The sequence below is a fragment of the Helicobacter suis genome (assembly GCF_902196135.1).
Taxonomy (GTDB): domain Bacteria; phylum Campylobacterota; class Campylobacteria; order Campylobacterales; family Helicobacteraceae; genus Helicobacter; species Helicobacter suis_A.
In genome coordinates this window covers 1-13,484 of the sequence record NZ_CABIKE010000017.1, presented here as the reverse complement: position 1 = coordinate 13,484, position 13,484 = coordinate 1, and the positions used below count along the sequence as shown (strand labels likewise).

Below are 13,484 nucleotides of genomic sequence, written 5' to 3'. Positions count from 1 at the left end.
TCTTTATTCATGGGCGCGTGAAGGGGTTTAGGGCTGTAGTGGGGGTGTTTGGAGTGCTTAGCGGGGGGGTGGTCATTTTAGTTCTGATAGGTTTTTGCAAGTTAGGGGGTCTGAAGTTGCCTAATAATCCGGCTTTAGCCACTTTAGCCGCCTTTGTCTGTTCTGCACTCCCACCTGTGCCTATCACTGATCCTTGAATGAAGTTTGAGATATTTTGGGCTTGTGTGGTGGCTTTCTTAGCGGCAATCTCTGCCTGACTTTGTGCTTGGGCTATTTTAAGCTCGCTATTTTTAAGGGCGTTATTGATTTTATCCATTGCCTGAGAGTGTTTAAAAACTTGTTGTTGGTAGTCTTGTGCGGCTTGAGCTTGATTTTGCCTAAAATCTTGCATAGCTAAATCCATTCTTTGGTTATGATCGATTAGCCTTTGCTTTAAAGCCTTTTGTTCCTCATTTTCTAAGATACTATGGGTGCTATTGGCTGCACTTGATAACTGCGTGCTAAAATTTTGCATAGCATTAGCCATATTCGCATGCGCGCCTCTAAGATTGTTAATGCTTTCATTGAATAACGCTAAACCGCCTCTACCTGCGCTTATATCTGGATACATTTAGTTCTCTCCTGTTTGGCTTTCTGTACTTTGCGCGGTAGTTTCTGTAGCGCTAGCGCCCTCAGTAGCGCTTTCAGTGCTAGCGCCCTCAGTTTGATTATTAGCGCCTTCAGTGGTGGTATCTGCGATACTATCCTTAGCCACATCCTCTATTCTTAAGCGCGTGGCATAACTCACCACACACAGCCCGCCACTGCCCACACTAATACTAATATCTTCTTGAGTTTCTAGCTTGATCCAAGCACTTTTGATCGCTCCTGTAGTGGCATTATTAGGAGTAGAGATACTTAGCTTATCTCCAAAGCTGGTAACATTTTGATTATTAGTATTATCACTGCCCCCACTGCCTGATTGTAAAAAGACATAGTAGTAAATCCCACTTTTTGGCACTTTGAAGGTGGCATTTTCTGTATAGGTAGTGGTGGTGAAGTCTAGCCCTAATTTAGTTGATCTAGCCTGCAACTTTTCAAGGAGGGTTTTAAGGGTGGCGATCTGTGTAGCTATGCTGGTGCTATCTTTGTTAAATTCGCTTAACAACGCCCTCTCATATTGTTTTAAACTTTCTTGTGTTTGGTTTTTTAGGCTCTCTGTGTGGGTTTCTAGGGCTGACTTTTGGTTAGCGGTCGTGGCATTGATTTGCTCTAAAGCACTTTTTAGGATGTTATCTAGGGCTTTTTGAGTGCCTAGCGCGTAATCTCTTAATTTCACCGCCACGCTTAAGTAGCGCTGCATTTCTTGTATCTTTTCTTGGGCTAGCTTTTTGTGCTCCTCAATTTGGTTATTGGTTTGCTCTAGCTTTTGCTTGACACTTTGAGCTAAACTACTTTCAAGGCTTTTTAGGTTGTTTTGAAGCTCTAAGGCTCTTTGGGATAAATTAGTATCTAGCTGGCCTCTTAGAGATTGTAGGGCGTTTTGTGCTTCGGTGCTGTGTTCTACTATGCTAGTTTGTGCTTCAATTCTAGCCTTGTTTAGATCGCTTAAATAAGTTTCTGCTTGGGTAAATAATGCATTCAAGCGCTTTTGAGATTCTGGTAGCGCATTTAGTTTTGTTAAGGTGCTTTCTACATCTGCCTTATACTTTAAAATATCGTGAATATTGTTAGTAGTCTGGGTGAGCACGCTATTAGCTAGGCTGATCTCATTTTGCACATACAAGAAGTTTTGATTAATTAGGCTGTTGTTCTTGCCCATAATGGCGTTAAATTGATCAAAGTAGGCATTATAGGTTTGGCTAATTTCTTCTATGCGTTTGACTTGATCTTTGATATATTCAGTTTGGGCTTGGATTCTAGGCAACTCTTTAAGGCTGCTATCTTGCACTTCTCTAAAGGTGATGAAAGCATTCACTAGCTTATTCACTCCATCTAAGCACAAGTAGATTTGTTCTTTCCAATTATTGTTATTTTCAAGTGCCTTTTCTAATTTAGCGCTGTAGTCTTTGTAAAGATCGGCGGTGGGGATTTGGCTAGGTAGGATTAAGTCTTTAATATCGCTAGTATCTGGCTCAAGTGTGGGAGTAGCCGGGAGGTTTTCTAAATCTTGAATAGGGTTTTGATTATCCATTGTGTTTTCCTATCTTAAGTGTTTAAGGTTTTGATCTTTGACTACAATTTGTAGGCTTTTGCTAATGGTTTGGGTGGTATTAGCACTGCTAAAGGTGATTGTATAGGTTTTAGGCTCACTTGCACTAAATAACATAGTACAGCCCTGTATGCTAGGCTGGTTATCTACTCTAAAGCTATCGGTGCTATCTTTAAGTGTGCTAAAGCCCCACACCTTGACCGGGTGATCAACTAAGGTTTCTAAACTTTGGCTAAAAATCTGGATCGTATCCCCGGCTCCGGCTAGGTTATTAAAGTTATCCAACTCTTTGGTTAAGTTTTTCAAGCACTCCTCAAGTGTATTTGTCTGGCTATCCATGCCAATTAGGTTAATGGTATTAATTACATTATTTGCATGTTGGCCAATAGCCGATCCATTATTAGCATTGCCTACCACTTGCAAGAAAGAAACATAGGCATTAGCGCGGTTAATCGCGGCATTGTCTTTTAGGCTTTTAAGCATGCTAGCACACTGGATTAGATTATTAAGGGTCTGGGCTTTGCTAGATTCTAAATTGTATTGGGCGGTGAGATAATCTATTTCAATGCGCGCCTTGACTTGCTCCTCAGCTAGTGCATTCTGGCTTTCTTGCAAATAGAGCTTTTCAAATTCTAGCGCGCCTTGCATGCATAAACTATTAAGTTCTTTAGTGCTGCAATTTTGCGTTCCTAGTGCCTCTCTTAGGTCTAAAAAGTTTCTAATAAAGCGGTTAATGTTCATATTCTGACTACCTTACTGGTGCGTGAATTGTTCCCAAAGAGACTATTAAGATAAAGCGTTAAGGTGTTTTTAGCCTCTTTGAGAAGTTGTTTGTAGAGAGAAAGAGTGTTTACATTGTTTTCATTAGTGGGAATTTCTAATAACTTACTTAGAGTGCTATAAACTAGCGCGTCTTTGGCTAATTGTGGCACTCTCATATAATCCTCAATGCTAGTTATATCCTCGTGGGCACAATAAGTAATACGCAAATTGCCCGGAGTAAAGGGGGCAATTCTTAAGGTGTTTTGATCCACAACTAGGCTTAGGGTTTTAGTCGGGGTTTGGGTGCATTCTATGATTTGGTTGTTGTAGTAGGCCTCAAGAATACTTAGCAAGTGATCAATTTGTATCGCTTCATCATTTTTAAATTCTAAGGTGCTTTGGCGCTTATTTAGTTTGAATTCCACAATTAAGGCCTTTAGCGCGCTATTTAGTGTATCTAGGAGCTCTACATCACTAAAGCGTAAATTTGTATAGTCATCATCTTTAAGGCGGCTTCTAATGGCCTCTATTGTTTCAATTACGGCTAACATAATAACTTTTCCTCCACTTCTTTAAAATAAGGCGGGGCTAGATAGTAGTTGGATTTAGCAATATTAAGATCATAGATTTTTAGATAGGCTGTTATGAGTTGTGCTTGCTTTGCACTAGTGGGGCGTTGTTGGCGCATTAAGTAGAGCTCTAAAGCTTTTATATCTAATTCTAAAAAATGATAAGCTTTAGGGTAGTCTAGTGGGTTAAGTGTGCCCTCACCCTCGCATACACTAAAGGTTATCATTTGGTTATCATTTTTGAATACATAAGTTTCTGAGATAGCATTAGGGGCTAGTAGTGCGGCGTTTTCTACGCTTAAGCGCAATTTTATAGCGCCATATCTACTAAGTAGACTTACCACCCCCGCGCTTTTAAACTCTACTAGTCTCATTCTCTACTCATCGGATTTAAGTTATAGCTGCTAGCGGTGTTAGCAATTTCTTGGTTAGCATTGAGCCGCTCGTTTTCTCTAGCCTCATAGCGCTTATTTTCCTCCATGAATTGCTGGCGGGCTAGCTTTAGGCTTTCTTTGGCTAACTTCATTTGCTGGTTAGTCGCGTGGATATTAAAGCCTAAATTAGCAATGCCTAAGGCCGCCCCTAGCCCTTGTGCACCTATGCCTACCATGCTAGATAAGCCTAGAGAATTGCCTAAGTTGCCCCCTAAACTGCTTATCCCACTACTGCCTAGTTTTTGCCCTATACTTGTGCTAAAGTTACTAAAGTCATGCCCCACACCTGCGCCCTGAAGCGCGCTACTAATATTTAGTCCACCTAGATACATTTAAATCTCTATTTGGATTTGGCTAGGCATGAAGTAGTGTACACGCAAGATTGCTAAACCTAGTTTGGGCTCAGTGGGTTTAAGTTCTTTAGCCTTGCCTTTGTTTTCTGTGTTTTGCTGAGCCTCTTTAGGTTCAGTTTCTACTTCTTTAGTTGGCTTAGCCGGATTGGTGATTGTGGCATTAATGCTTTGGTTGGTACTTGATAAAAGTAGTTGGCTAGATTGGCTAAAGCCTTTTTTGTCAGCTTTAATATCGTTTAAAAAGTAGTCTTCTGCCTTGTCTAACCCTATATCAATGGTAGTTGATGCGTTAAGGGGTTCTACTATCTCAAGATTTAGGCTAATCACTTCAGCCCCCTTTGGTAGAAGCACTAAAGCCTTGTTGGGTTCATCTAGTCTAAACTTAACTACAGCTAGATAGCTAATATTTTGGATATATTGAGTCATTTTTTCCTCCTTAAATCTTTGCGCTAAATAGCCCGATCACGCTAAAGTCTGTATTGTTATACACGCTAGGCACATTATTAGCCGCTTGGAATCGGGCTTTGCTGATACCTAAGATTCTATCTACCCCACAAATGGTTTTTCTGCCTGCATCTTCGGATTCATTGATATAAAAGTTAATCGCGCTATTGCCTGCTAGCACTAGTGCACTTGCTCCGATTAATGCGCCAATACTAACTGGTGTATCTTTAGCATAGCTACTTGGAGGTGTGATCTTATCTACATTTTGGGCGTTGATATTGGCCTTAAAATCCTCATCGCTAACTTCTGAATTAAGTAAGCCTACATTCATACTTGTCCACACCCCCATATCTAAGATTGGGCAATTATCCACTACTCCCATAATGCCGCTAAAGAGTGCGTTTTTATCGCCCCTGATCCCGGCGTATTTTTGGAGGTCTTGAAATTCCTTATCGCTTTTTAGCTGGTTGATCTGGTAACTATCTAGCAGGATAATGTAGCTGTAGTTTTGCACAGAAATACCGCCATTGCTCACCATTTCGGAGCGAATAGGCTTAATGGGAAAAGCTTGGGTATTGTCATGCTTAACACCCGCTCTTGCCTGAAATATAGCCCGTCTAAGAGCTTTTAGATTCATCGTATCTTCAGCGCTAATACTTTGTGTGATCTGTCTAACTTTTTCATTGATTGCTTTAGCGGGTTTAAAGCCTTCTGTTTTATCGCATACAACAACATTTGTAAAGTCATTGGACAAGGCACAGACTAAAGCACGATCCCTTTTAGCCTGTATCCATTCTGTTAGACTATCGCTAGCTTCCTTAATAAAATCAATGTGTTTAAGTGCGCTGTAAACCTTAATTTCTGACTTGATCGCATTACCCACTACTTCTGGGTAGATTGTTTGGCTAAGAATTTCTAAGTTATCAAAGTTGGTATTAAAGTCGGTATTTCCCTTTACCCCACTACCGCTAAGCTGGGCTTTTAGTCTGGGTCTGTAGGGCTGGACATCTGGGATAATATATGTTCTCACGCCTCTATCGCTACCACGCCCTGTAAGCGGTTCAAAAGGGCTTTTAGCCCAACTGGCTAATTCTATTTGTTCGGCGATTTTCACGCTCACATTAGGGTCATTTTTCCAATTTGCAAGATTGATACTATTTAGGTTAAGTGCCATATATTCTCCTTAAAATCTATTCATCACAAGTTCTTTAGGCGCGCTATCTGGGCTAGCGCTAGCATTGCCATTTAGCCTTTGGGGCAACTCTGCTTGTTGTTCTGTTTGGCCACTCTCTGTTTGTTCTCCTGTAAAAGCTTGATAGAGCGCATAAAGCTGGTTAAAGAAGTCTAAACCTTCTAAACTATCTAACTGGTTGCGGTATTTGGGGGGCAAATCCTCATTATAAAAGCTAATCAAATCCTGCATATTCACATCGGGGTGTTCTTGTTTGAATTGCTCTTTAATGTTTTCTAACTCTTGCTTAGTTTGCTCCGTGCTAATTTCCTCGTGGAGTTCGCTAACGCGTTTTGCTTTATCGCCTAACTTGTCTTTGAGAAACTGGTTTTGCATGGTCAAGAGCTCTTGTACAAATTGTTCTTTGTTATCAAAAAACAACTGCTCTAGCTTCTCATCCATATTTTCAGCCGCGTATTTGGCAAAGTCGCTTTCTAAACTTGCCTCAGCTTGGCTAATTTCATTTTTCAAAGTCTCAAGTTCCTTTGTCTTATCCTCTAGTGTGGGCATAAGCTTTCCTTTCATTGGTATTAACTTAGGGATATTGGCCACATTTTAGGGGTTTTTCAAGGCTTAAGGTTTGAGTTCACTTTTAAAAATTTGCAAGAGATTTTCTACATGCATGAGTTGTTCTTGGCAAGTGTGGAGCTCTTTAGCGGTCTTAGTTTGGCTGTAGCGATCCTGTATGGCTTTCGTGCTAGCTGGGCGGTGTTGTTCAAGGTAGTTTTTCGTGTTTAACTCTAGTTCTTTAATCTGGCGGTTTTGTTCCTGCACTTGATCAAGCGCATGTAATACGCGCTCCTTCAACAAAGCGTTTTGTTTACTTAAATGAATAATGCCACCCACAGAGCTTATTAGACCTAATACCAACACACCAATAGCCAATAAGGAGGAAGGAAAGCCAAACATAATCAAGAAAACCTGAAAATTTTAAGGTTTATACTTGATAGTAATAGGCTTATATATGTTGAGTATACTAGACTAAAGATTACTAAGTTAAGACTATCAAGTATACTACTCCACATTTTGCCTTGCTTTGCTAAATATTTCCCTTTTATTGGCTTTTTAGAATGCTTTAGAAGGCTTGAGGCTATGTAAATGTAGGGTAATTGGTTAACGCGGGGCTTAGAATGCATTTTAAGCGCTTTTGTCATTTACGGATGTTTAGGATATTTTTAACTATTTCAATGGCTCTTTCAATGCCAAAGTAGCCCACACTTGCGCTAATACCCACTTTTGCCATGTAGGGAAGTTCAGTTGCGCTAAGCATAGCAAACACACACAAACTAATAAAGCCACTTACACAGGCAAACTTACAGGCATGTTTAAGGCCTTTACTGCCACTACTAGAGTAATTAAGCGTGCCGCCTACAATGCCAATTAGCCCAATGGGCACAAGTTCGGCATATTCTTGGAGCTTTAGCGCGCTAGTAATAAAATCCATTAATCAAGCTTTTTAGTCAGTTCATCAATCAGCATTGTCTTAGTGATTCCATAAGCTTTTGCTTGCTTGATTAGATCGTTAAGCACTTTAGAGGCGATGGTGTTAGTATTTGGGTGGGCACTTAATGCGTTGATCAAATCCATTCTAGCCGGGTAGTTACTCAAAGTTTTATCTGGCTGCACGGCACAGGCGGTTAAGGCTTCAATGCTGGTATTGTAGAGTAGGAAGTAGTGGATATTTTGGGCAATACTGAGAGTTAGACCCACACCAATAATCCCGATTGAGAGCATTTTAAAAATGTTAGCTTTAGTCATGGGATTTTAGGCCTTGTACTTCTAAGGTGATGTTGTGGATGCCGTGCGTATCACAGAAATTATAAAATTGTTCAACGGCCTTAGTGGAGTTAGTGATCTGCCCGGTTTGTTCGTTGTAGCCTAGACCTAGCAAAATACAGCCTAAAGTATCAATGGCGTTATTGCCAATATGAATCATAATACGGCGATCAGCAAATTTAGGGTTGTTTGGATCGTGAAGCCAAATGGCTTTATTTAAGCCTAACTTGTGGGCTTTCCTATAAAGCGGGGGCACGCACACACTAGAATTTGCCCATTTTAAAGTGTAAAGGCGTGGGATAATGGGTTTATCTAAATTAGCCACATCTGTGGGTTTGCCGTGATTTTCCATAGAATATAGGCTTAGCACCTCCTCCCCCTGCTCATTATAAACTTTAAATTCTCCTAGAGTGCCTGCTTCAGATTTAGCATTTTTGCTAACTATAGGGGTAGATTGAATGCGCTTTAACACTGCTTTAAAAATAGCCATGAATAGACCTTATTGTTAGTTAGATAGTGTATGTATACTTATTCAATGGCTACACGGCAAGGGTTAAAATCACCACTGCTAAAAATCCTAACCCTTGAGTATTTCTAATAACTTTGTTAGGATAGGCGCGTTCAAGACGCTTTGTTCCTTTGTACTTGAATACTTGCGCAAGGGTTGGCACAATGTACCCATAACTTTAAACCCCTTGTGCAAGGAAGGTTAAGAATGAAAAGTTACACACAATTAGAGCAAGATTTTAAAACCGATTACGACCACGCCCAAGTTAGCATTCAGGAATTTAAAAAGGCTAAGGCTTATTACCATGGGGAGCAATTGCCCCCGGATGTGTTAGCTATTATTCAAGAGCGCGGGCAAACCCCGATCGTAGAAAATATCTATAAAATGATTATCAATAAGATTTTAGGTTATAAGATCAGTAGCATTCAAGAAGTCCGCTTAAGCCCTAGACAAGAGCAAGATAAGCCTTTAGCGGATTTGTTAAATGATCTACTTAAATATTTTAGCCAAAAGCGCAACTACGATAAGGAGATCATTAAGCGCGATAGGGATTTATTAATGGGGGGTTTGGGCGTGATTGAGTTGTGGGCAGTGGCTGACAAAGATAGCAATATTGATATTGAGATCAAGGCTATTAGCCCAGAGAGTTTCATTATTGATTATTTTAGCACCGATAGCAACGCCTTAGATTCTAGGCGTTTTCACAAAATGCTAGTGCTTGATGAGGAAAGTTTAAAAAGATTTTTACCGGGTGTGGAGGTGGTGTATAACTTTAGCCATAAGGAAAGACTAGCAAACATCATTGAGAGTTGGTACTATGAATTTGAGGAAACTAGCGGGGAGTTAGTTTGGAATCGCTATATTTGGGCACTACAGGGCGGATTATATAAGTTTGAGCCTAAACCTTTCAAAAATGGGCTAAATCCTTTTGTGGTGGCTAAATACTATATAGATCAAAAGAATAACTACTACGGCTTATTTAGAGACATTAAGCCCATGCAAGATTATATCAACTATGCGGAGAATCGCATGGGAAATATGATGGGAAGCTTTAAGGCCATGTTTGAGGAGGATAGCGTCTTAAATATTGATGAGTTTGTAGAAAATATGGCGCTAGATAATGCGATTGTTAGAGTAAGACCGGGCGCGCTGAAAGACGGCAAGATTCAATTTATGAATAATCAAGCCGATATAGCCGCGCTCAGTGCTAAGGCTGAGCAAAAACGCAATTTGCTAAAAATTTTAGCCGGGCTAAATGATGAAAGTTTAGGCATGGCTATAAATAGACAAAGTGGAGTGGCCATAGCCCAGCGCCGCGAAAGTGGTTTGATGGGCTTACAGAATTTCTTAAAGGTCAGTGATGATATGGATAAGCTAATTTATGAGCTTGCCGTAAGTCTTATTAGCCACTACTTTACTAAAAAGCAAGTTTTTAGAATTGTGGATAAAAAGGTAGGCGATCGCTACTTTGGCATTAATGATAACCCTACTAATATGATTAGGCCGTGTAAGTTTGATTTGATCTATAAAACCCAACTCAAGGTAGAAAGTAAAGACGAAAGATTTAGCCAATGGAATGAGTTACTTAAAATGCTTAGCGGTATTAGACCCGATCTAATCCCTAACTTGTTGCCACTTGTGCTAAACGATATGGATAGCCCAATAGTAGCTGATGTGGAGGAAGTGATAGCTCAGGCTCAAGAGGCACAGCAACAACAAGCACAGGCTCAAGCGCCTTATGAGCAACAATTGCAGGCCTTAGAGATGCAAAAGATCGCCGCGCAAATTGCCGAGTTGCAAGCTAAAGCCCAGAAATATAGCCAACAGGGCGCTTTGGTACAAGCCCACGCGACTAGCGAACAGATCAACCAAAATTTAGACTTAGCCAACTTGGCTAATCAAGAAAGCCCACAAAATCCCCCCACAAAGCCACCCCATGCACAGGGGAGTAAATGGCAAAAGTATTTCAGTGCCCAACACCTAGAATACTAGGCTAAAAAGGAAAGGAAGCCTAAAAATGCTAAGAAAATTAAGGTTTAAGCTTAATAGTAATAGGATAAAGAATGTTGAGTATACTAGACTAAAGATTACTAAGCTAAAGCTATCAAGTATACTATTCCACAGATCGCCGCGCTTTGCTAAACATTTCCCCCTTATTGGCAATAGGAGTTAACCATGCAGCCACATATTAAATTTAACCGCGATTTGATCAAAAAAGATTTTGGGAGTTTGCCTAAATTTGCTAAAGCCTACAAAATTAGTTTTGGCATGCTTAGATACCGCCTTGATAATCCCTATTATGTGCGGATGTTGATTTCTGATAAGGCTTTTCAAGCCTTTAAACTCATGCAAAAAGATGGCTATGTGCAGATAGTCAGTGGCTTAAAGACTAACCCTTGAAAAGCTCCTTTTAAGTGTAGTTTAATAGCCTTATCCGGGCTAACCTCTTAGTAATCTTAGAAGCCCGGATACAAGGATAAAACATGGAAGAATACAATTTAACAGAACAAGAGGAACAAATCCTTCAGGATTGCGAAGATGCCTACTTGGCAACTCCCGATCCAGACGCATACGAAACTTACGATGATGAGGAATTTAGCAGTTATGATCAAGGAGAAAATTAATGGCCTTTGAAACTAGCGGGGTGTGTGTGCCCGGGATTAAATACGCTTTGATCAACAATAACGCGGTGAGTGATATATTTGACGGGGCTAACTTGCCTACCTATAGCGCTACTAGTATTAAGCTTATCGCCTTGCCTAAGGGTGAGGAATATAAGTATTCTATTGGCCAGACTCTTAATGAAAATGGCGAACTTGAGGAGCTTACACTAGATCAAGCTAAACAAATCCAAATTTTAAAAATCTGTAATGCCTTTGAACAAGCGGTCTATCAAACACAAACAAGTTATATCCCGCTTGAGGAAACACTGACCTTTGAACTCCAGTATCAAGAGGCCAAGCTAGTGGGCTCGGATAATCCTACGCCATTTTTAGATCAATTAGCACAAAGTAGAAATGAGGACAAACAGCAACTAGCCAAAAAGATTTTAGAAAAACACGATGCCTACATTAACAAGTTAGCCTTATTGCTAGGTGCTAAATCTAAAGCGATTAAGCAAGTTGAGAGTTGTAATAGCCTTGAGGCAGTGCTAGAAGTTAATTACAGCGCTTAAACACCTAGCTAACTAAATGCCTTTAGTCTTTGATAGAGGCGATAAGAAGTATAAAGCTTATGTGCGGGATTGGAGCGCGCACTATAAAAGGCTTTATTGTGAAACACGGGATAACTACAATCTCCACATTGATGACTATACTTGTGAATGTAACGCAATTAGAACAGCTAAGGCAAAGGCTGATGAACACTTCCAAGTCTTTACTGACGCATTTAAAGGCGATAACTTATGGAATTTTATTGGCGCATTAATTGGGGCGATTGTAGGCATAGCTTTAGCAGTCTTTACCGGTGGGGCTAGTTTAGTAGCTAGTGTAACAAGTATCACTAGTGCGGTGGTTAGCGGGGTGGTGAGTATCACTAGTACTATTGTAGGGGGGATTTTAAATACCAATGCTAGCCATGCAATCAAATTTTATAACAGCGCTAGCACGGCCTTAGGGCTAGCTAGGAATGTTGCCCATACCCAAAATAATACTAAGAATAACGCCCGCGTGAATGCCCTAATCTATCATCCTTATGCCATTCTAGCGGAAGGCAATATTTATAAGGACGGAGCACCGGGCAGTGTTAGCTATGCGGGGGGAGTTGAAAGCTATAACCCTATGAGAGGCATACTAGGCACTAAGACTATTAATGTGCTAGGGGAGAAAATCACTAACCGCGCCCATAGGCACTTAGCAGGCAATGCCAACTATGAACCATTAGACTTACCAATTCCTAGAGCTGAACATGATCTATACAATCCACAAAAGATCAACTACCTAAAAATTAAGATTGACTCGCGGATGAAGCAACTAGAACAGGGTTTTAAAATCTTAGCTGAGAACTACTTTGGGGCGTTTGATGATGGAGCTAACCCCTTGCCTAGAATGTTTGAGGAACACCAAAAGCAAGACCTTAGCCCTATTATTAACAACATTAATACCGAAAGCTTTATAATCCAAAACCAATACTACCGCTTGGGGCTAAGACTACCGCTATTTGACAAGTTAGAAAAGCCCGGAGCAATTAAGATTAGAAGTTTTTACGAACAGAAGGGTTTAATCTATGTCAGAGAGTGGCAAAGAGACTACGAATTTAGTAAGAAATATTGGCATTGGCAAGATTATGCGATCGATCAAGACGGCTATGTAGTCTATCAAAAACGCAATGATGAAAGCTATAACGATAACCATAAGGTTAGCGCTAAGGTGCTAGCCTTATTGTGGTACAAGCAAATTAGAGAAACACCTAAGATTAGCCCACTAGCACAACGCTACTTAGATAGAGAACACCTAAAGCTAAGCGTTGATGAGGAATACAGCGCTAAGAGAGCTTATGAGGACTACCTCATAGAATATTGGCAAAGCTTTAATGTCTACTTGCTAGATACAAGCACTAATTTAAGACCTAATGATAGCGCTTATAGAGATTGGCACTATTGGAAATACGAGGCAGTGGTAGGCTTCAACCCAGCTCGTCAAAGCTACTATGATACCATTATACAAATTAGAAGTTGGGATCAAGTCTTTTTTAATAGCGTAGTAGAGGCAGATGTAAAACTTAATGAAGTAGAGACTAGCAAACAAAACACCTTTAAAACCTTCATAATGGCTAAGCTAGTAGAACAAGAAAGAAAGATTTTTAACTGAGAACTAGGCGGTGGTAGAAACTAAGACTAACAGACCGATAAAGGAAGGAGCGAGCAAGCTTAAAGTAAGCTAAAATTGGCTTAAACAAGGGTTACATAAGGGGGGCTAGCACACCTAAAATTATAGCCAAATTAGGTTAATAAAAGCCACGCAGAGCCACACAAAAGCCCATAACAATACCCAAGCTTACCTACACTAACAAAGGCCTTAGAGAGGCTTTTAAGAGATTTTAGCAACTTGACAGATTGACAAAAAAAGACTATGATAAAAATGTTAAAGTTATGGTGTGTGCCGAACTTGTGCCAAAGTGCCAAATTAGGCTAGATTAAGGAGGTTTAGGGAAAAGGTTAAGCCCCTAAAATAGGGGCTTAGGGTGGAATGGGGGGAGTGGTGGAGATAGGCTTTATC

18 protein-coding genes are annotated in these 13,484 nt (G+C 40.3%); 5 read left to right on the top strand and 13 right to left on the bottom strand.

Annotated features, from left to right (window positions below; translation table 11 throughout):
* Positions 1-7: 7 nt before the first annotated feature.
* The 13 genes from G6Q06_RS07815 to G6Q06_RS07755 all read right to left on the bottom strand — a co-directional run bounded on the left by G6Q06_RS07815 (position 8) and on the right by G6Q06_RS07755 (position 8,250).
* Complete coding sequence (locus G6Q06_RS07815) at positions 8-610, bottom strand: hypothetical protein (RefSeq protein WP_163566246.1); 603 nt, start codon at positions 608-610, stop codon at positions 8-10.
* On the bottom strand, positions 611-2,173 hold the full coding sequence (locus G6Q06_RS07810) for a hypothetical protein (RefSeq protein ID WP_163565148.1): 1,563 nt from the start codon (positions 2,171-2,173) through the stop codon (positions 611-613).
* 9 nt (positions 2,174-2,182) lie between these two features.
* Positions 2,183-2,932, bottom strand: coding sequence for a hypothetical protein (locus G6Q06_RS07805; protein ID WP_163565147.1), 750 nt, complete (start codon positions 2,930-2,932; stop codon positions 2,183-2,185).
* Positions 2,929-3,504, bottom strand: a complete 576-nt coding sequence (locus G6Q06_RS07800) for a hypothetical protein (RefSeq protein WP_163565146.1) — start codon at positions 3,502-3,504, stop codon at positions 2,929-2,931. Before G6Q06_RS07800 ends, G6Q06_RS07805 begins: the two co-directional genes overlap by 4 nt.
* Entirely contained in the window at positions 3,498-3,896 is a 399-nt protein-coding gene (locus G6Q06_RS07795) for a hypothetical protein (protein ID WP_163566245.1), read from the bottom strand. Before G6Q06_RS07795 ends, G6Q06_RS07800 begins: the two co-directional genes overlap by 7 nt.
* Positions 3,893-4,288 carry a hypothetical protein gene (locus tag G6Q06_RS07790; protein ID WP_163565144.1) on the bottom strand — a complete coding sequence of 132 codons (396 nt, stop codon included), beginning with the start codon at positions 4,286-4,288 and terminating at the stop codon, positions 3,893-3,895. The genes G6Q06_RS07795 and G6Q06_RS07790 overlap by 4 nt, the downstream gene beginning before the upstream one ends.
* Positions 4,289-4,735 (bottom strand): hypothetical protein, encoded by a 447-nt coding sequence (locus tag G6Q06_RS07785; protein WP_163565143.1) that lies wholly within the window; start codon positions 4,733-4,735, stop codon positions 4,289-4,291.
* Between the two features lie 10 nt (positions 4,736-4,745).
* A complete protein-coding gene (locus tag G6Q06_RS07780; RefSeq protein WP_163534076.1) occupies positions 4,746-5,927 on the bottom strand; it encodes a DUF4043 family protein in 1,182 nt (393 codons plus the stop codon).
* Positions 5,928-5,936: 9 nt separating this feature from the next.
* Positions 5,937-6,494, bottom strand: coding sequence for a Coiled-coil domain-containing protein (locus G6Q06_RS07775; protein ID WP_163565142.1), 558 nt, complete (start codon positions 6,492-6,494; stop codon positions 5,937-5,939).
* Between the two features lie 63 nt (positions 6,495-6,557).
* Positions 6,558-6,893 (bottom strand): hypothetical protein, encoded by a 336-nt coding sequence (locus tag G6Q06_RS07770; protein ID WP_163565141.1) that lies wholly within the window; start codon positions 6,891-6,893, stop codon positions 6,558-6,560.
* Between the two features lie 241 nt (positions 6,894-7,134).
* Positions 7,135-7,428, bottom strand: coding sequence for a phage holin family protein (locus G6Q06_RS07765; protein WP_163565140.1), 294 nt, complete (start codon positions 7,426-7,428; stop codon positions 7,135-7,137).
* Positions 7,428-7,742, bottom strand: a complete 315-nt coding sequence (locus G6Q06_RS07760; RefSeq protein ID WP_163565139.1) for a hypothetical protein — start codon at positions 7,740-7,742, stop codon at positions 7,428-7,430. Before G6Q06_RS07760 ends, G6Q06_RS07765 begins: the two co-directional genes overlap by 1 nt.
* Positions 7,735-8,250 carry a DUF5675 family protein gene (locus G6Q06_RS07755; RefSeq protein ID WP_163565138.1) on the bottom strand — a complete coding sequence of 172 codons (516 nt, stop codon included), beginning with the start codon at positions 8,248-8,250 and terminating at the stop codon, positions 7,735-7,737. Before G6Q06_RS07755 ends, G6Q06_RS07760 begins: the two co-directional genes overlap by 8 nt.
* Positions 8,251-8,475: 225 nt before the next feature.
* Here G6Q06_RS07755 and G6Q06_RS07750 point away from each other — a divergent pair, with 225 nt between their 5' ends.
* The 5 genes from G6Q06_RS07750 (at position 8,476) to G6Q06_RS08445 (ending at position 13,076) form a co-directional block, all read left to right on the top strand.
* Complete coding sequence (locus G6Q06_RS07750; protein WP_163565137.1) at positions 8,476-10,260, top strand: portal protein; 1,785 nt, start codon at positions 8,476-8,478, stop codon at positions 10,258-10,260.
* Between the two features lie 183 nt (positions 10,261-10,443).
* Positions 10,444-10,668, top strand: coding sequence for a hypothetical protein (locus G6Q06_RS07745; protein ID WP_163565136.1), 225 nt, complete (start codon positions 10,444-10,446; stop codon positions 10,666-10,668).
* A gap of 83 nt (positions 10,669-10,751) precedes the next feature.
* A complete protein-coding gene (locus G6Q06_RS07740) occupies positions 10,752-10,892 on the top strand; it encodes a hypothetical protein (RefSeq protein ID WP_163534083.1) in 141 nt (46 codons plus the stop codon).
* Positions 10,892-11,443, top strand: a complete 552-nt coding sequence (locus tag G6Q06_RS07735) for a hypothetical protein (RefSeq protein ID WP_163566244.1) — start codon at positions 10,892-10,894, stop codon at positions 11,441-11,443. The genes G6Q06_RS07740 and G6Q06_RS07735 overlap by 1 nt, the downstream gene beginning before the upstream one ends.
* A gap of 16 nt (positions 11,444-11,459) precedes the next feature.
* Entirely contained in the window at positions 11,460-13,076 is a 1,617-nt protein-coding gene (locus G6Q06_RS08445; protein WP_205436003.1) for a hypothetical protein, read from the top strand.
* Positions 13,077-13,484: the final 408 nt, after the last annotated feature.